Consider the following 19471-nt stretch of genomic DNA (forward strand, 5'->3'; position numbering starts at 1 on the left):
TACGCTCCTCTATTCGATCTTTTTGCGGAACCGCAGGATTGCTACTGCCAAAATGAAGAGACTAAACATCCCCATTCCAACGACTTCCCGCCATAAGGCACAGAGTCCAGCCCCTTTTAAAAAGATTCCACGCAAAATTTCTAGAAAATAGGTCAACGGGACAAGACCGCCCAACCATTGTATCACGACCGGCATGGAATCGCGCGGGAACATAAATCCTGACAAAAGCACACTCGGAAGGATCAGAGCAAATGCCATCTGCATCGCCTGTAACTGGGTGCGTGCAACTGTGGAGATAAATATCCCCAGAAGAAGTGTCGTCACGAGAAACAGGATAGACAAAGAGACCAAAAGCGGGATGCTCCCTTTTACCGGGACGCCAAACCAATAGGTGCCGACCACAAGCACCAGGCAAAACGAAAACAGCCCCACTCCCACGTATGGAGTAATTTTTCCGAGCATCAATTCCAATGGACGAATCGGCGTAACGATCAGCTGCTCCATCGTTCCACGTTCTTTTTCACGGACGAGGGAAAAGGCCGTCAATATCATCGTGACGTTCTGCATGATCAGCCCGATCAGCCCGGGGATGTTAAACACGATGCTCTCCATATTGGGATTGAACAGCACACGCGAGTCCAGACCCATAGGCAGTTCCAGCTCTCCCATCCCTTGTTTTTGCAGCCTTTTTTCCTGCAAGGTAATGGCTTGGTTCTGCACGATCAACTGGGCATGGGAGACAGCCGTTCTGGCGATATTCGGATCGGAGCCGTCAATGAGCATCTGCACGTGAACAGGCTCATTGCGGTCTCGTTTACGCGTATAATCTGGCCCGATGACTAGGGCCACATCGGCACTGCCTTCATCCAGCATCGCCTCGATCCCTTCATAACCGCTCACCTGCGCTGTCACTTGGAATACCCGCGTATTGACGAACTGATCGACCAATTCCCGGCTCACAGCAGAAGGACTCTGATTCCAGACGACCATCTTGATATCATTCACGTCTGTATTGACGGCATACCCGAATAAAAACAAGAGCATCAAGGGCATCACGAGCGCAATCCCGAGACTCGGGCGGTCCCGTTTGATCTGGATGATTTCCTTTTTGACCACGGACCAGTAGCGCCCCCAGACGAACCTCTTCATCACGCCCCCTCCTCTCTCTGCCGGGCTTCTTCTCGTCTGACCAGATCAATGAAGACATCCTCCAGATTGCCGCCACCGCGCTGATCGATCAATTCCTGCGGCGTCCCTTCTGCCAGCAGATTGCCGAAAAAGATAAACCCGATCCAGTCGCAGGTCTGCGCTTCATCCATGTAATGAGTGGTCACGAGAACCGTAATTCCCTGGTTTGCCAGCTCGTGGATCACTTCCCAAAAAATACGCCTGGATACCGGATCGACACCTGCGGTCGGTTCGTCCAAAATCAGCAGCTCCGGCTTGTGTAAAAGAGCGCAGGAAAGAGCAAGACGCTGTTTCCAGCCGCCAGACAAAGAGCCTGCGATCTGCTTTTCCCTGCCACTCAGACCCGCCATTTCGATCAGCTCGGCTTTACGCTGTTTTCGTTCTGCAGCATGCAGCTGATACACGCCCGCATAAAAATCGAGGTTTTCCTCTACCGTCAAATCTTCATACAGACTAAACTTTTGTGACATATATCCGATTCGCTGCTTAATCTCCTCACTCTGCGTCATAACGTCAAAACCTAGCACTGTTCCCGTTCCTGTCGTAGGTGTCAAAAGGCCACACAGCATACGGATCGTGGTCGATTTACCAGAGCCATTGGGTCCCAGGAATCCGTAAATGGAGCCTTTGGGAACAGTCAGTGTGAGCTTGTTGACGGCGACGCGATCCCCGAAGCGTTTGGTCAGTTGCTCGCAATGAATGGCAACACTCATTGGGCTCCCCCCTGGTCAGGCAGCAACACGTCGGCAGGCATACCTGGCTTGATCTTGCCCAGTGCCTCCGTAATATGGATCGTCACCGCAAATACGAGCTTGGTCCTCTCATCCGGCGTTTGCACGTTTTTCGGTGTAAACTCTGCTTTTTCCGAGATCGTGCTGATTCGTCCCGTAAACGTCTCGCCGGGATAAGCGTCCACTTGTATTCCTACCGCTTGCCCTTTTTGGACGCGGTTTAACTGTGCTTCCGGAATGTACACAACGAGCTTGAGCCGATTCTCTTTCATCATCGTAAACAGCGTCGCTCCGACTTTTGCCACCTCGCCCTGCTCGATCGAGGAACGGAGCAACACCCCGTCTGCCGCTGCTTTTATTTGTGCCTTTTCTACTTGTAGTATCGCCTGATCCAGCCTAGCCTGTGCTTGCTGCTGTGTCGCTAGTAACGCTCGAATCGTATAGTCCGTGCTCCCTTCCTTTAACAGGTCCAGATCGGCCTTTGCCCCTGCTTGCTCGGCCTGTGCAGTACCGGTTTGAGCTAAAGCCGCGGCTGCATCCTCCCCCGCGGAGCGGTACGCTGCTTGTGCTTGAGCGACCTGTGCCGTCAACTGATTGAACTGTGTTTGGGCCTGGCTGGCTGTCTCCGCTTGCGTCTCCAAATCCTTCCTGGAAATCGCTCCTTTTGCGAACAGCTCATTCGCTTCCCGGACACGTCTTTGTTGATAGAGCAGTGTCTGCTCAGCACCCTTCAATTGCGATTCCGCCTGCGTCAACTGTTCCCTGGCTCTAGCAATACCCGCATCGGCCTGTTTCTTTCTCGCTTGGGCCAGACGAATGTTGGCGTCAGCCTGTTGCACGCCTGCAATCCCTTTTTGGATAGCCGAATCGCGTGAGCCTGCCTTTGCTTCTTCTACCCGGACTATCGCTTGCTCTAGTGCTGCCTTGGCCTCTGCTACGCCGATCTCGTAGCTTCGCTTGTCAATTTCCGCGAGCACCTGTCCTTTTTTCACCGTGCTTCCCTCTTCTGCCTTGACGTTCGTGACCAATCCCCCTACCTCTGCAACAATCGGCAACTCCTCCGCCTCTATCGTCCCTGATAAAGATTGCTCCTTTTGCCCAAACCATGTGCAGCCCGACAACGCGAGCACGAGTCCGCCGATCAGGATGGAATGGAAGAACCGTTTCATACGATCCACCTCGTCGTTATTGATGTGAGTAATCACTCGCCAAAAAATGAGAAATAAAAGTGCAACTCGATGGCCTGCTTGCTCCATTAATGAAAACTACACGCTTAAGACAAACGCGAGTGATCACTCACTTTTATTATGATTATATGCTCCTTTGTCGTAATATGTAAAACGTTTTTGAAGCAATAGAAAAACCCCCTCCACGCGGAGAAGGTTGTGAGCTTTCTCTTCGATCATTTATATACAGCTTCTCCTTGGCGGCTGATATAAGTGCCTACTTGTTCTCCGTTACAAATTTGTGCCATCGCCCCTGGCTGGTCAAAATTGAATACGTGCAAGGGCAGTCCGTGATCTCTCGCCAAAATCATCGCAGCCTGATCCATGACGCGCAGGTCCCGTCTGACAATCTCGTCAAAAGAAACCTCCACGTATTGTTTCGCGGTCGAATCGGTTCGCGGGTCAGCCGTAAAGACGCCATCGACACCGTGCTTCGCTACGAGAAGGGCGTCCACTTCTACCTCCAGTGCGCGTTGGACGGCTGGATAATCAGTCGTAACGTACGGTTGACCATTTCCTCCTGCGAAAATGACCACGTACCCCTTTTCCAGATGATGAACGGCACGCAAGCGAATATACGGCTCGGCTACCGCATTGATCGGAACGGCAGTCATTACCCGAACCTCTCGCTCTACGCGTGCTTTCAGGACACCCCGCAGCATCAAGCTGTTGATGACGGTTGCCAATGTGCCGATATTATCGGCTTCCACTCGTTCAATGCCCCACATGTCGGCCATATTGCCTCGAAAAATATTGCCTCCCCCGATCACGATCGCCACTTCTACGCCCAAGTTTACGAGCGCCAGAATTTCACCGGCAATGTGCTCTAGCTGTACAGGATTAAATCCAAAGCCATTCTCTTTTGCTACCGCTCCACCGCTCAGCTTCACCAATACACGTTTGTACCGCATCGGCATCCCCCTTCGCTACGCGTTCTCTCTCCTCAAGCCTGACTGCTTCCTTCCCCATTACAAAAAAAGAACGAAAGCAACAATCGCTTTCGTTCTTAGGGAAATAGGGAATGGAACAGGTCCTGCTTCATCGCTTTTTTCATACCCTGTTCCCCCTTTTATTGGTTAATCCAAAAACTCTTCATCAGTTTATGCAAAGAAGTTCGGAAAGTCAAAGGCATCTCTCTTGCCAGCCATGATTTCTTTTAGAAGCTTATCTGCTGTTTCACAAGCAAAGTGGTAGTCCTGGCTAGTAATGATCCCCTTTTGCAATGCCTCATCCAGTTCATCCTGATCCAAAAGGTATACCTCTCCTTGTGGCAACACTACGATGTCCAAATAGAGATCATCATACCAGATGTGTCCTTTTTCATCCTTGCCATGCCTTTTGCAAATATCAATATACCACTGCACGGTGTTGCCCAGTTCGTCTAACATTTTCGTAACAGCATACGCCTGATCACGAGGAAAGTACTGCAAATATACGTACCCTCGATCTCCCACACACAGTATTTTTTCGCCGACAGGCATGTACGCCGGATCGCTCACCTCATCCAATGTTAAACGGACGGCATAGCCGGTAAAGGACAAGGCATCTACCCACTTTTCCTGATAGCCCAATCGTTTGACCCGTCTCCAACCAGGGCGGTCTGCTCTTTTTCGCTTCATGGCCTGTTCTCCTCGTCGATTTGGTACTTTTTACTCTACCACGAATTGGACACTTTTGTCAGATGCTACATAACTGTGAGTAGAGCATCCTAACCCCTCCACTTTGGCTAGCTCGTCCCTGTCCGTTGGTATTACAAAGTCCTGATGTCACGACCGTCGAGATTCATCTTTCCCCAAGAAACTACGTGTTCGCCCATAAAGAAAATAGACGATGGCCCCCACTGCTAGCCAGCCAATAAACCCGATTTTGGTTACCGTAGGCAGGCTATAGACCAGATACCCACAAAAGAAGACGGCGAGAATCGGAACGAGGGGCACGAATGGCACGCGAAAGGCACGCCGCAAGTCCGGATTTGTTTTTCGAAGGACAGCTACTCCGATGGAGACGAGAATAAAGGCAAACAGCGTTCCGATGTTCGTCAACTCCGCCAATTTGTTCAAAGGCAGGAGGCCGCTGAAGATCGCTACGAGAATTCCGACGATGAGCGTACTTTTTTGGGGAACTTGTGTTTTTGGATTCACCTGCGAAAAGATAGCAGGCAACAGTCCATCTCTACTCATGGCAAAAAACAGACGGGTCTGCCCGTACATCATGACAAGAAGGACCGTCGTAATCCCCACAATCGCCCCCAAGGAAATAAAACCGGCAACCCAATCCTGCTTCACATACGACAATGCAAAGGCAACAGGGTTTTTGACATTCAGCATTTCGTAAGGAACGATCCCTGTCAGGGTCAAGGAGACAGCAATATAGAGGATGGTGCAAACCAAGAGAGAGGTAATGATTCCGACGGGCATGTCCCGCTGTGGTTACGAACTTCCTCCGCTGCGGTGGAGACGGCATCAAATCCAATAAAAGCAAAAAATACGGTAGCAGCTCCAGTCGCCACTCCAGCAAAGCCAAACGGCATAAAGGGACTCCAGTTTTCTGGCTTGACATAACCAACCCCAACAATGAGAAACAAAAGAATGACGGCGATCTTAATCAACACCATGACCGTATTAAAGCGGGCGGACTCCCGAGTTCCCTTCATCAGTAACATGGTAATGATAAAAATAATAATAACGGCGGGCAAATCAATGATCGTCCCTTTTGATGCATCAAACGCACTCGTTAAGGCGAGCGGTAAATGAATCTGGAATCCTGCCAGTAGGCCCTGGGCGTAGCCTGACCAGCCACTGGCAACAGCAGCAGAGGCCACGCCGTATTCGAGAATCAAATCCCAGCCTATCATCCAGGCAACTAGTTCACCAAAAGCTGCATAGCTATACGTATGGGCACTTCCTGACACCGGAACGGTAGAAGCAAACTCTGCATAACAAAGAGCGGAAAAGGCACAGGCGAGCCCGGAGAGAACAAACGACAAAACAAGAGCGGGACCAGCGTGCTCCGCTGCCGCTACCCCTGTGAGGACAAAAATGCCTGTACCCACGATCGCGCCGACTCCTAGCATGGTCAGGTCAAATGCACTCAATGACTTTTTTAGCGCTCCCTTCTTGTCCTCTATCTGTTCAAGCAAGTAGGTGATGCTTTTTTTCCTTAGCAGTTGTTGCTTGATAGACACGTATGATATCCCCCCACACTCACATTCCGCTCACCATTTTTTCTATCTAAAACAGTTGGAGTATGATCTGTAGAGAGCCATATTATGCATGTATGTCAAGAAATCCCCTTTATTCAAGGTGTATCTGGCTTTGAATTCGCTGCCTATCCTAGCTTCGCTTGCTTTGGTGCCAATCCTCTTCCAATCACATTAGCGGAAATAGGCCTGTATCCAAGCTCCCTCGCCCAAATAGACAATTGCCCCATATGATGTATCTCATGCGCGATCACATGTCGTAATATTTCCCCTTTCGTGTGTCCCTCTTCACTCCATGATACGACCACGGGCTCATTGTCCCATTCGTCTGTCCATGTATCCAAAAACGCGGCAACCTCTTCCCGCCAGGCGTCGGACAGCTCCTTTACCTGCTGGAGTGATACGTGATCTCCATAGGAAACCTGCACATCCGGCTTTCCTTGTATTCCCCTCAGCCAGCTATACTCTACATCGGCAATATGAAACAAGGTGTAGAGGATGGTGCCTGCTCCACCTTCACGCTGGCGCAGCAATTCTTCACGGGAAAGCTGCTTGCACCAATCAAACCACTCATCTCTTACTTGCCAATTGTATTGAAAAAACAGCTTCACTCTACTCCACCCCCAGAAAGAATCGCCCTGCATGGACGGTATGCGTTTTAATTAGATGACTATTAACTATTCCTCTTCATAATAGCACGTATGTTCGCCATCTCGTATAAATAAAGAAGAAAACGACTATTTTCCATCGTTCAAATGGTTGTGCAAGGAAGGAACAGGCGAAACGCCCCAGCTCCTCGGGTCCACCGTATATACTTACTCACATCTAAATAAAAAACGCCGCTCATTTAAGAACGGCGTCCTTACCTAGTATTTTCATTTACGAGAAAGCGATCGCAAATCCACCTGAAAGGAGATACAGGTAACTCGATACTTCCTGATTCGGTTTAACGATTTGCTGAATCGCGCGTACATAGAGCCTAATCTGTCCCTCGTACCTTCTGGTCAGTTCCTCGATGGCTGCAGCAGAAGGTTCTTTTGCCATCCAGTCTGTCTTGAAATCAATCAGGACCAGGCTGCCGTCAGGCTCTTCAAGAAGACAATCGATCACCCCTTGAACGATCACCTGCTCAATACTTTCCTCTCCAAGCTCTGGTTCTACCTCGCGGGCAGGGATGACCAATGTAAACGGCAACTCGCGATGTACCACCCGTGCCTGCTTCATTCGTTGTCCAAGCGGATCGGTAAAAAATCGGGCGATTTGCCCCACATCCACCGCCTGCACTTGCTCTTCGGTCAAAAAGCGACGGGCCGCAAGCGAAGACAACTGCTCACGGATATCCTCCTCGTCCAATGGTCGCTGCAAGTCGAGATGCTGCATAATCAGGTGAGTAATGGTGCCTTTTTCCGCCCCTGTTATGCGACCCCGTTTTTGCTCCGCCAAAAACTTGGGCCTTTCTGTAATCGATGGGAGCACAACTTGATTGCCGCTTTTGCTCGTCTTGGCCTGCCGCTTCAATTCACTGACACTCCACTTCGCTTGTACGCGAGGGGCGATCGTATGTGGATCCTTCCAGCCCAGACGACTCTCCACAATACTTTGGAGCAGCTCATCTGCCGGACGATCGTCGATGGGCTCCCGTTTCGTCATGCGCTCCCACACGGACATATCGCCCAATTGCGGTTCCGTCTGCGCTCGCAGCTCATCTGCCTGATAAAAGTGGAATGACCATACCGACTCATCTGGAATCGTCCGGACTCTTACCACCTCGCCAGTTCCCTGCGTCTCTGGATAGGAACGCAGCATACCTGCCTCGGGATGGCGCAGCATGGCACGTCCTACCCAATCCAAATAGCCTTTTGCCTGAACCAGATCTTCGTCACTGAGGCGCTCTCCCTCGTCCTGTCGCCCCCAATCTGTAATGCTTTTTGCCAAATCCTTTGCTGCCCCAACGAGAATCAGCTTTTCACGTGCACGAGTCAATGCCACATACAGGACGCGCATCTCTTCGGCCAGCATATCCCGCCTGAGCTGCTGCCGAATCCCCAAAGCGGCGAGACTCGGATAGCGAACCTGCAACGAAGGTTCCACAGCTATAGGCCCAAAGCCAAGATCCTTGTGCAACAGGAACTGACTCTTTAAATCCATCGTATTAAACTGCTTGCCCATCCCCGCTACAAACACAACGGGGAATTCCAATCCCTTACTTTTGTGGATTGTCATGATTCTGACGACATCCTCGTTTTCCCCGATCGTCCGGGCTTCGCCCAGGTCATTGCCCGCCTCCTGAAGACGGTCGACGAAGCGTAGGAACCGGAACAACCCACGATACGATCCAGACTCATATTGTCTTGCACGATCGTACAAAGCACGCAAATTTGCCTCCCTTTGCTGGCCATTTTCCAAGGCCGCCACATAATCGAGGTAACCGGTCTCCCGGTACAAGACAGAGAGCAGCTCTGATAGTGCGCCTCTGCGTGCTTGAGACCGCCAGTCCCCCAGACGGTTAAAAAAATAGCGCAGCCGTTTTTCCCAAGGCTCCCGGGGGTCACGGTCCTCGGCATACTGAACGACAGCGAGATGGAACGGACCGGAAGCATATTGAATGCGGATCTGGGCGAGATCTTCCTCACGAAGGCCAACTATCGGAGATCGTAATACCGCAGCCAGGGGAATATCCTGCAACGGGTTGTCAATCACTCGCAGCAAGGAAAGCATCGTCTCTACTTCTGTCGCTGCGAAGTACCCCGCTGTTTGCTCTGCATACACAGGGATGCCAGCGGCTTTCAGCTCCTCTTGCAGCGTCTGGCCCCAGCCTGCAGTGGCTCGCAGCAAGATCACGATATCACGATAGGCCAGAGGACGCAGTCCCCCTGCCTTTTTATCAAAAACAAGCAGAGGGGCTTCTCCCTCGCCGGGCTCCATCCAGCGGCGAATCCGACTGGCGATCAATCGCGCTTCCAGTTGTGCTGCGCTCGCTTCTTCTCCAGACTCTCCCGATCCGTCCGGAATGCCCGTATCTGACTCTTCCACAGCTTCGGTCGCTTCTGCTGGTCCAGACTCTATTTGGCTGTCGCTGCGGTCAATGAGGTGCATTTCTACGCGCAGACGGTCTGTTTCCACCTCAGGATAAGCGGCGCGATTGATCAACTCCGCAGACCGATCGTAATCAATCTCACCTGCTCCGGGAGACATGATCTGGCGAAACAGGAAATTAACAGCGTCCACTACTTCTCGTCTGCTGCGAAAGTTGGCTGCCAGATCAATTCGCAGACCGAGAGTGCTTACATCCTCTTTTTCGAGGTCAGCTCCCTCTTTTTGATAGGTCAAGTATTTATCGAGAAACAGCTTGGGCTCTGCCAATCGGAACCGATAAATACTCTGCTTGACGTCACCTACCATAAAGCGATTTGCTGCGGTACCACTCGTTTTGTCCTGGGAAACCATTTGAAGAATAGTCTCTTGGACCAGATTGATATCTTGATACTCATCGACTAGAACCTCGGCAAACTGCGCTCGCAGTTGCTCCGATACGGAGGATGGCATCACGCTTCCCGCTTCATTACGCTTGGTCAGTACACGCAGGGCGAGATGCTCCAAATCGCCGAAGTCGACCAGGCTTCGTGCACGCTTTTCCTTTTGAAAGGCGTCAGCGAACGTAGTCACGAGCCTCGCAAGTGTTTGCATATGCGGTGCTATACGTTCTAAATCAGCCAAATACTGCTCGGTTGTCATCGAGAAATATTGCTCGATTTGCTCCCCCAATTCCTTTTTCACGCTGTTTCGCAAATCTTGCACTTGTTCCTTGATAGCGGGATCAGTGCCTTTCACCGGAGGCAGTTTGGCAAAGACAACTCCACGCACTGCTTGAACAGCCGCTTCCCAGCCAGCTGCACACGAATTGCTAGCGTACTCCAATGCGGCTGCCTCGGATTCCAGCAGGGGCAGGTAAGCAGCAGGGCCGTCTGGTGATGACGCCAAAAGCACGGCCCTTCTCATTTTCCCTGCCATTCCTCCCAATGCAAGCTCCAGGGAACGCAGCACACTTCTAGTCCAAAGAAGTCCATCCAATCCGCGCTCCTTGCTTCTTTCAAACATTCCCGCAGCTTCCTCTAACCAATGTGCCGGATCGGGGTGACTGCGTGAAAACTCATACAGACGCAATAACAGAATGGTAAGCGCCTGGTCATCCTGTCCGTCCAGCATGACGTCGGCCAGTGCGTGAAAATCTGCGTCATCTTCGTACCAGGCTTCCAGTTGCTCCTCGAGAACGTCCTGACGCAGCAGCTCCCCTTCTAGCTGATCGGCAATGCGAAAATCAGGGTCGAGATCGATCAAATAGTAGTACTGACGCAGGATTCCGAGACAAAAAGAGTGCAGTGTCGTGATTGTCGCTCTTTGCAGCAAGGCGAGCTGACGGCGCAAATGCGCAGAATGCGGGTCGTCCTTCAATGCTTTGCGTAGAGCATCGCCAATCCGATGGCGCATTTCGGCCGCTGCTGCATTGGTAAAGGTCACTACTAAAAGCTGATCGACCCCAATCGGGTCGCTCTCATCCATGATTCGCCGGATAATTCGCTCTACCAGCACAGAGGTCTTGCCTGAACCCGCTGCGGCAGCTACCAGCAAATTGTTCCCGCGCTGCGTAATCGCTTGCCACTGTTCATCTGTCCACTGCTCAGGCTTGGCCTGTGGTCGTTGCTCCGTCACCCTGGCTCTCCCCCTCTCCTGTCAGCTGCTCGGCTAACATGCTCCATATTTGCTTGTTGTTCCATTTTGACAGTTGACGATGCCCATTTCCGCCAGTCTCTTTGTCAAACTGGCAAACAGGCTTGTACGAGCAGTAATCACATGCCGTCATGGTTCCATTGGAATACGGTTCGATGTGAATCTCTCCATTGGTCATACGCGTACTGATTTCCTTGACTGTATCGCGAACGTAGGTGGTCAACGCCTGAAACTGCTCTGCAGTTGCTACCGATGAACGTGAGGAGAGAGTCCCGTCCTTTTTGATCTCAAACGGGACGAGCTCTGATGCTCCTTGCTCCACCTGGGCATCCATCATTCGCGCCAGCTCGGGATCGGCTAGCATCAGCCCTTTCATCCGCAAGCGCTTCGCCCGTTCTTTTGCTGCTTCATCGGAACTCAAAAGACGCTTTGCTGTAACGAATGGATCGGCAACCTGATAGTAAAAGACGCCGCCCATTTCGGCTTTTCTCCCCAGCCACTGTTCTGCATTCGCAACGACCACATCGAGGTAAACCAAAAGCTGCAGATTCAGACCGTTCCATACGTCAGAAAGCTGTAGCTGCTTGGGACTCGACTTGTAATCAATGACCCGCAAATATGGAACTTCGCTATCCAGCGACTGGTCCACACGGTCGATTCGGCCAATCAGTTGCAGATCCACGCCATTCTCCAGCGACAGCGCAAGACCTGGCAAGTCTGCGTTTGGCCCAAAGGAAACCTCTAGCCCGACTGGGGCGAAGCGGCTTCGCTTTGCATGTTCACCTAATACGAAAATCGCTCTGCCCACCGCTCTTTTCAGCTTGCCTGACAAGTAACGGTAGCGCGCCGTCCTCGTCAAAATACTGCTTCGTGTAGCAGGAACCAGCTCTTCTACGACCTCGCTCGCCAAATCCATGCTATTGGCCTCGGTCAGTCTACCCCACTCCATGTTTTCTTCGTTCATTTTTTCAACAGCCCGTTTGAGGGAAGCATGGAAAAGCTCGCCGACATCAAATCGCTCCAGCTTGTATAGGGTGCGCTCCGAAAGCTTAAGTCCATGCGAAGAAAAATGAGAAAACGGACAGGACTGGAACCGCTCCAGTCGCGAAACACTCATTTTCAACTGCTTGCCGTACAAAGTCGCGCTCGTGGCTCTATCTAACTCACCCGGTTGGTTTCTGTAACGCAAACCGGACAATAGCCATTTTTCCCGGGAAACCTCTGGAGAAGAACGTATGAACCAGTCGTATACCTCCCACCAAAATGGCGGAAGTTCCCCTGTTTTTTTCATCCCCCGAAGCAGTGTCAGCAAATGACTGAATACACGCCGTCGATTGCCCAGCAAAAAGGTATCTTCTGTTTGCTCGCCTGTGGGTTCGTTATAAAATACCTGTGAAGCGACATCAGGAAGCACTTCCTTGACGCGGGCAAATACGGAAGAAGGCAGCAGTGCCTTGCCTTCGTGGTCTGCGAGGGCACAGCTAAGCAAGAGTCTCTCTGACGGTCTCGTCATCGCCTGGTATAAGAGATACGGCTCCGCCATCAAACGCTGCTTGGCTCCCGGAGCCAGAGTCAGACCCATTTCCGCTAACCGCTCACGCTCTGCCTCATCCAAGATTCCTTCTTCTTTTGGACGCAAGGGGATGACTCCCTCATTTACTCCCAGCAAAAACAGTGCTTTTACTTCTGGCTGACGCGAACGCTCTATCGACCCTACCAGCACTTGGTCCAGTGCGGGGGGAACGAGGCCTAGCTCGATGGTTTCCAAACCGCTATCGAGGACGCGGGCAAATGTCGCAAGCTCCATACTTTCCTCGCCCATGACCTCCACCACTTGATCCATCAGCTCAACCAGTCCGGTCCACACCTGTCCATGCACCTGTGCCGCGTCCAAATCGCCGTCCTTTTCCGCCATTCGCTGCCAATATTCCAGCTTGCCCGGTACATCGAGCGTCAGCAGGAGATTGTACAAAGCAGTCGTCATGTCGCGTACGTTTTGACGCGTGGCCTGCTTCATCTCCATTTCAAAAGCGAGAAGCGGCGCAGCGTATTTTCTCCGCAGCTCATCGGCAATCGCATCTTCCTCAGTCCCTGACTGACCACGAAAACGCCAGGCCGATTCTTCTCCCCATTGATAACCAAATACGCCATGTGCCAGCACATAATTTTCTAGTCGGTCAATTTCTTTGCGCGTCGTAGCTTCATCAGTGATCCCTACCGTGAGCAGGTCGGTTTTCAGACAGCGAAAGACCGCATCGTAGCGCCATCTGGTCACAATCACCTCAAGTGCCGAGCGAACCAGCTCCACCAACGGATGGTGCATGACCGTCCGCTTCTGATCGAGGAAGTGAGGAATGCCGTAGTCCGTAAAGACAGCAGCTATCTCATCTGCATACGTTCCGATCTCTCGCAGCAAAATCCCCATGTCCCTCCAGCGGTATCCTTCTTCTCTGGTGAGAGCCAACATTTTCAGGGCAACCGCCTCTACCTCAGCCCGTCTGTTAACTACTGAGAGCAGAACTACCTCATCTGTCCGCCCAGATTGGGGGGCAGCTCCTGTGTCCCCCCATTGAAAATAGACTTGCTCCATATGCCGTAGCCGCGGACTGCTGGCAAACCGGTGCGATTCTGTCAGCAGCATCGGCCTTACTACCGTGACGCCTGCTTCGCGTGCCATCAGCGTAAGATCCTGATAGGTACGCAGCGTAGGATGGAACAACCCCAGCTCATCGACCGAAGCTTCACGTTCGTTCGGATCAAGCGCGAGCGCAATGGTCACCTGTTTGGCATGCGTCATCAATTGGTCGATCAAACGCAGTTCCTGATTCGTAAACCCTGTAAATCCATCTATGAAAATCTCTGCTTGTCTGATGTAGGCGGAGTCTCTCACCATGACAGCTACCCGATTCAGGATGTCATCCGCATCACAGTAGCCTTCCGCCAGATACGCTTCGTACGCGTTCATAATCAGTCGCAGGTCGTTTACCTTTTGATTTAAATTGGCGGTACCCCACTCCACATTTTCCGAGGGAGGAAAAGAAACGCCGTAAGACTTGCACTCACTGATCAAGCGACCGAGCTGAGAGGCAAATCCCGGTTGCATCGCAGAGCGGCCAAACACTTGAAGCTCTTCTTTGTGCCGCTCCAAAAGCATCCGCAATACCATATGCTTACCCAAATCATCGACAGGCACAGTCGTCAAATCGCCTAGCTCCTGCATCAGTCGATGAGCCAGTCGGCCAAAGCTGAGCACTTGCGTCCCCATCACGCCACCTAGCTCAGGAAGTGTGGCTAGCGCATACTCTGCCTGAAAGCTGGCCTGTTCAGGAACGAGCAGGATCATCGGTGAACCGAGCGGCTTATCCCGCAGCCGTTCTTGAAGCTGTCGATGGATGGCGTCCGTTTTTCCAGTTCCCGCCCGTCCCAATATAAATTGGACTGCCATGAATTTCTTCCTCCTTACTCCATTTCCAGCTGGAGTGTGCTTCCTTTTCCCATTGGTTCAGCTGGTGTCACGACCAAACGCCGCGGCATGCGGACACGGATTTCCGGGACATGGCTGATCACACCAATCGTAAAGTCGTCCATGCGGAGTCGTTCCAATGCATCCATGACGACTTCCAACAGCTCGGGATCGAGTGTTCCAAAGCCTTCGTCCAGAAAAAAGAACTCCAACCGTCCTCCGCGCATCTGAATTTCCATAGACAAGGCTAGCGCAAGCGAGAGAGAGGTCAGGAAAGTTTCTCCGCCAGATAACGTACTGACCGATCGACGCATCCCTCCGGCTCCCTCATCACGCAAGACGAATTCACCCTCGTCCCCGATCTCCAAACCGTAACGATTGGCAGTCATTCGCTTTAAATGGTACGAAGCGTCGCGAGCGATCGAAACCAGCTTTTCTTCTGCGATAAACTGGACAAATGCCTTCGCTTCAAACAGCTTTTTCAGCTCTTCCAAGCGGCTTTGCTCGTCTTGCTGGCCTTCGAGTTGCTTGTACAGCTCTTGCCATTTGACATGGTTTTTTTCCATCCGGTCGACATACTCTTTTGCCACTGCCACTTGTTTTTGCACGTCCTGAAAGATTTGCTCCCACTGTTGCCACGCCTCTTTTGCAGCGGCAAACTCTTCTGTAGTGAGAGTGCGGCCCCCTACAGCCTGAACCAACCGGTCTTCCTCATAGCGAAGCTGTCCCAGGACTCGTTCATACGCTTCCACTTGTTCTTGTGCCTTAGGTAGCTGTCCGCGTTCTTCGTACAACTGCTTTACCTGATCGATAGTTGCCATACCGTACTGCTGCAAGCCGTGATACACCGTTTCATGCGCCTCTTGGCGTTGCCGGGTCAGAACCGCTAAAGCTTCGGAATACTTAACCAGATTGTTCTGTACCGTTTCACGTGCTTCTGCTGCTTCCTTGCGTTTAATCTCCGCTTGAGCAGCAGCTTGCCGTAATCCTGTCAGTCGCTCCTCTACTTGAGCGAGCCTCTCCTGTGCGGGCTGTCCGCCAGTCCGCTCCAACCACTGCATATGCTTTTGTTCCCACATGCGTTTTCTGTCTGCCAGCTTTTCGCTGATTGCAGCTACTCGCGACTTTCCTTCGATTTGACTGGTCTTGCCCGTTTCGACTTGGGACAAAAGCGAACCGCGCAGTGCTTCCTTTTCCACACGGATTCGCGCAAGCTCTGCCAGACGTCGGTCCATTCTCCCGATTTCCTCGTAACGCTGTTCAATTTCCTCCACGAGCACGTCTTTGCGTTTGGCATCCAGCTCCATCGCTGCACGCTCAGCCAGTATTGCAGCCGTTTCCAACCGGACTTTTCCTTCCTCTACCGTCTTTTGAAACTGCTCCTGAAGAATCACGCTTCGCTCCAAAAGGCGCTTCTGCTCTGCCTCTTCCTCACGCAGCGACTCTACCTGCTTTTGCAGTCGCTCCTGCTCTTCTTTTGCCCGTTCGCGCTCTGCCTGTCTTTGAGACAGCTCTTTTTCCTCGCGCTGGTAGACTCCCAAGAGCACTTCGAACGATTCTACATCCCATGGTGTTCCGTATCCGCGGCACTCTGCCTGGATTGCCTCTATTCGTCCTTCCAGTCCACTACGCTCTTCTGTTAGAGCAGCTAACCGTTCGTCATAAGCAGCCAGCTCTCCTTTTGCCCCGAGCAGCGCTTCCTTGGCAAGACTAGACTGCTGCTCAGCGGAACGCAGCTCTTCTTCCGCTGTTTTCATTCGGGCACGCAGCTCATCTCCCTGCGATCCTGCCAATGCAGCGTCATGACTGTCATTACCATGCTGATGGTGAGTAGAACCGCATACCGGGCATTCTTTGCCATCCTCGAGACGCTCGCGGAGGAACCGTGCCATATTCTCTTGCTGCCACTGCTCCCACTCCTGCCGAAGCTGATCACGCCTGGCAAGCCTCCCTGCAACAAGCGCTTCACTTTTATCAAATGCCTCGGTCAATTCACGATAGCGAGCGGACACTTGCTCCCGCTCCCCAGCAATGCGCTGCGATTTTTCCTGCCAGCCAGCTACTTGTTGCAAGACTTCTCGCCACTGACGACCGATTTGCTTCATTTCCGCCAGCACATTCCTCGCTTGCTCCCAGTCTGCATCGCTCATCTGTGGCTGCCCCGCAAAAACGGCCACCTGCTCCTTTAGCTGCGCCAGCCTGTTTGCACTTGCTTCCCAGCCAATCCGGTGCTCATTTGCCGCATTCGTTGCCTGCTGCAGCTGTTGCATAGCTGCTGTCTGCGCCGCTTCCAGCTCTTGCTGCTTCGCTTGTTCCCGCTCCCACTGCTGCTTCGCTTCTCTGGCCCTAGCGATCTGGTCTCGCCATTCGGGAGTGACTGCAGTCTGTCGCAACTGTTCCTCCAACTGCTTCCACTCATCCTCCCACTCTTGCAAGGCTGCTTCGTCCCGAACCAGTTGCTCCTCTACCTGGGTAAGTGCAAGCGACACTTCATTCCATTCCCGTTCGAGGCCTGTCCACTCTTCGCGGATCGCCTTCAGCTCCTCTTCCCATTCGAGGGCTTGAGAGAGCCTTCCTTTTTGCAGTATCAAGTCTGGCTCTTGAATCGTCAGCTCAGAATGTGCGCGCTGGTACTCGCTGTCTGCTGCCTCCATAGCAAGATTGGCCTTTTCCTGCTCTTTCGTACTTTGTCCCAGAGCCTGCTCGGTCGAAAGCCACTCCTTGTCCAAACGCTCATATTGCTGCACCAGCGGATAGAGGCGAATGCTGGATTCCCAGTTTTGAATGCTGGACTTCCAGACCTTTATCTCCTCTTCTTTGGCTGTATGTTCCCGCAAATGCCGTTGTACCGAAGCCAGCTCCTGCTGCCATTGATATAGCTGCTCCAGTTCCTTTTGCTTTCCGGCCAGCTCCTGCTTCTGCTGCGTGAATTCCTGTTCTTTTTGAGCCGCTTCCCCAAAAATTTGCCGTGCCTCTTCAAGCGCCTCGGGGCCTGCCTCGCCCAAAGCAGCCATCTCCAGCTGCAACCGATGCATCTGTTCCTTTGTCTGCTCCAACGCATGCCGGACACGCTCACTCAGCTTTTCACCATAAATGTGCAGACGAAACATCCGCTGGAGCATCTCGTTTCGCTCGCTCCCCTTTAAGGTCAAGAAACGGGAGAACTGACCCTGCGGCAAGACGACAGCACGGGTAAAGTCTTGCAGGGTGAGACCAATCAATGCCTCGATCGCGGCGGTTGCTGCAGTCGCCTTGGACTCCAGAACGACATCTGCCTCTCCGGTAATGGCTCCCGATTGAATTAGTCTCACTTCTGGCTGACGCTTATTTCCTTTTTTGTCCAGACCAAATTCCCGCTCTACGGTGTACTGCCTGCGGTCAGCCCCTTTTCCCAGCTCAAAGGTAAACGAAACGAACACGCGCTGCTCCAACTGGTTCAGTACTTCCTTGGGATGGTTCCCCCCGCCGAGGCGCACGACCTGCCCGTAGAGAGCCAGTGTTATCGCATCCAAAATCGTGGATTTACCGCTTCCAGTAGGACCGAATATCCCAAACAGTCCCGCCTGGCAAAGGATTTCGAAATCAACCTCTTGCATTTCCCGGTAGCTGTGCATCCCAGCCAGCTTCAATCGTATCGGTCTCACTGCGCTTCCTCCTCTCCCCCGGTCTCAGCCAGCAGTCGCTGAAACAGCGCTACCAATCGTTCATCCGGCTCGGCTCCCCGTCTCCGTTCATAAAAGCGGCGAAACAATTGATCCGAGGTCAGCTCCGTCAGCTCGACCCTCTGCGCCCCTGCTTCTACCTCGCTATCTTCTCTGATTACGACGCGCTGGATCTTGAGGAAGTCGTCACTGAGCTTGCGGACACGCTGAAATTCTGCCGGGTCGATGACATCAGAGACGTGCAGCTCCAGATCAATCCATGCACCTGCATCCCGTCCTTCTGCAAGCCATCGCTCCACCTGGGCAATCCCTTCTGTTGCTCTCCAGCGTGCTAAAGGCCTGCCGCTCGTCAAATAAATGATTTCCTCGCGCACGTCTTCTCCAGGGACCACCTCGACCAAGACGACAGCCTTGCTTTGTCCTGCTTCAGAAAAGCTGTAGGAAAGCGGCGATCCGCTATAGCGCACCAATGGCTTGTCACTTAGCTTTTGCAAGCGATGCAGATGCCCAAGCGCCACGTAATCAGCATTCTTCGGAAAAGCTTGCGGTGAAACAGTCAGCGCTCCCCCGATTTGTATGGGACGCTCCGAATCCGTTTCCATTCCTCCCATGACAAACAGATGGCTGGTGACCAGATTGACGGTATCCGCACGAAAGTGGCTGGATAGCTCGTCGAACAATTGGGCAATACGCTCGGAAAAGGCCAACTGCATCTGCTCCTGGGTAAAGCTCTCGCTGAGCAGTTCTTTTAACCGAGATTCAGAAGGATATGGCAGCGCAAGCACAACCGCATGATGCTCACACCCAGGCACCGCAAGCTCCAGCCATGAGGGGCCTCCCTGGACAATCCTTACCCGGTCATGAGGAGTTTCCTGCACTTGCAGTGGGGCTTCCTTAGGCAAGCCCAAAAGCACAATGCCGTGCTTGGTCGCCAGTGGCGCTGCCGCTCTCACCCTCTCAGGCTGATCATGGTTTCCGGCGATGACGACAACCCCACGTTTGCCCTCTGCGGACAATCGCTCCAAAGCCTCATAAAACAGCTCTTCTGCCCAGGCAGGCGGATTGACTGAATCGTACACATCACCCGCAATCAGAACCAAATCAACCTTTCGTTCATCGGCAATGCGAGCTAGCTCGTCCACAAAGGCCGCCTGCTCCACCCGTCGATCCCTGCCTTCCAGCTGTCGCCCGAAATGCCAGTCGGCTGTATGTAAAATACGCATGAATTCCATCCTTTCGCCACGATCATGTGTTTGCTTTTTATTGTAACAAAA

At 52.4% G+C, this 19471-nt stretch carries 10 protein-coding genes and 1 pseudogene; all 11 read right to left on the reverse strand.

Annotated elements, in window-relative coordinates:
* Positions 1 to 9: 9 nt before the first annotated feature.
* Positions 10 to 1149 carry an ABC transporter permease gene (locus tag ACIFQN_RS15225; RefSeq protein WP_429833883.1) on the reverse strand — a complete coding sequence of 380 codons (1140 nt, stop codon included), beginning with the start codon at positions 1147 to 1149 and terminating at the stop codon, positions 10 to 12.
* Positions 1149 to 1901: an ABC transporter ATP-binding protein gene (locus tag ACIFQN_RS15230; RefSeq protein ID WP_429833884.1), complete on the reverse strand. Its 753-nt coding sequence runs from the start codon at positions 1899 to 1901 to the stop codon at positions 1149 to 1151. Before ACIFQN_RS15230 ends, ACIFQN_RS15225 begins: the two co-directional genes overlap by 1 nt.
* Positions 1898 to 3088 (reverse strand): HlyD family secretion protein, encoded by a 1191-nt coding sequence (locus ACIFQN_RS15235; protein ID WP_429833885.1) that lies wholly within the window; start codon positions 3086 to 3088, stop codon positions 1898 to 1900. The genes ACIFQN_RS15230 and ACIFQN_RS15235 overlap by 4 nt, the downstream gene beginning before the upstream one ends.
* A gap of 233 nt (positions 3089 to 3321) precedes the next feature.
* Positions 3322 to 4062, reverse strand: coding sequence for a UMP kinase (gene pyrH / locus ACIFQN_RS15240; RefSeq protein WP_429833886.1), 741 nt, complete (start codon positions 4060 to 4062; stop codon positions 3322 to 3324).
* A 183-nt stretch (positions 4063 to 4245) separates the two neighbouring features.
* Complete coding sequence (locus tag ACIFQN_RS15245; protein WP_429833887.1) at positions 4246 to 4764, reverse strand: DUF402 domain-containing protein; 519 nt, start codon at positions 4762 to 4764, stop codon at positions 4246 to 4248.
* Between the two features lie 147 nt (positions 4765 to 4911).
* A pseudogene (locus ACIFQN_RS15250) lies at positions 4912 to 6329 on the reverse strand (amino acid permease).
* Between the two features lie 143 nt (positions 6330 to 6472).
* Positions 6473 to 6955: a DinB family protein gene (locus ACIFQN_RS15255; protein WP_429833888.1), complete on the reverse strand. Its 483-nt coding sequence runs from the start codon at positions 6953 to 6955 to the stop codon at positions 6473 to 6475.
* Between the two features lie 268 nt (positions 6956 to 7223).
* The gene (gene addA, locus ACIFQN_RS15260; protein ID WP_429833889.1) at positions 7224 to 11054 is read right to left on the reverse strand and encodes a helicase-exonuclease AddAB subunit AddA; all 3831 of its coding nucleotides are present in this window, start codon (positions 11052 to 11054) and stop codon (positions 7224 to 7226) included.
* A complete protein-coding gene (gene addB / locus ACIFQN_RS15265) occupies positions 11023 to 14517 on the reverse strand; it encodes a helicase-exonuclease AddAB subunit AddB (protein WP_429833890.1) in 3495 nt (1164 codons plus the stop codon). Before addB ends, addA begins: the two co-directional genes overlap by 32 nt.
* A gap of 14 nt (positions 14518 to 14531) precedes the next feature.
* A complete protein-coding gene (locus ACIFQN_RS15270; RefSeq protein WP_429833891.1) occupies positions 14532 to 18179 on the reverse strand; it encodes an AAA family ATPase in 3648 nt (1215 codons plus the stop codon).
* On the reverse strand, positions 18176 to 19420 hold the full coding sequence (locus tag ACIFQN_RS15275; protein WP_429833892.1) for an exonuclease SbcCD subunit D: 1245 nt from the start codon (positions 19418 to 19420) through the stop codon (positions 18176 to 18178). Before ACIFQN_RS15275 ends, ACIFQN_RS15270 begins: the two co-directional genes overlap by 4 nt.
* Positions 19421 to 19471 lie beyond the last annotated feature (51 nt).

It is taken from the genome of Brevibacillus sp. NRS-1366 (assembly GCF_050467985.1).

Coding starts and splice junctions, on each gene's coding strand:
- ACIFQN_RS15225 (WP_429833883.1), bottom strand. CDS start 1,149: ATGAAGAGGTTCGTCTGGGGGCGCTACTGGTCCGTGGTCAAAAAGGAA.
- ACIFQN_RS15275 (WP_429833892.1), bottom strand. CDS start 19,420: ATGCGTATTTTACATACAGCCGACTGGCATTTCGGGCGACAGCTGGAA.
- ACIFQN_RS15230 (WP_429833884.1), bottom strand. CDS start 1,901: ATGAGTGTTGCCATTCATTGCGAGCAACTGACCAAACGCTTCGGGGAT.
- ACIFQN_RS15235 (WP_429833885.1), bottom strand. CDS start 3,088: ATGAAACGGTTCTTCCATTCCATCCTGATCGGCGGACTCGTGCTCGCG.
- ACIFQN_RS15245 (WP_429833887.1), bottom strand. CDS start 4,764: ATGAAGCGAAAAAGAGCAGACCGCCCTGGTTGGAGACGGGTCAAACGA.
- addB (WP_429833890.1), bottom strand. CDS start 14,517: ATGGCAGTCCAATTTATATTGGGACGGGCGGGAACTGGAAAAACGGAC.
- pyrH (WP_429833886.1), bottom strand. CDS start 4,062: ATGCCGATGCGGTACAAACGTGTATTGGTGAAGCTGAGCGGTGGAGCG.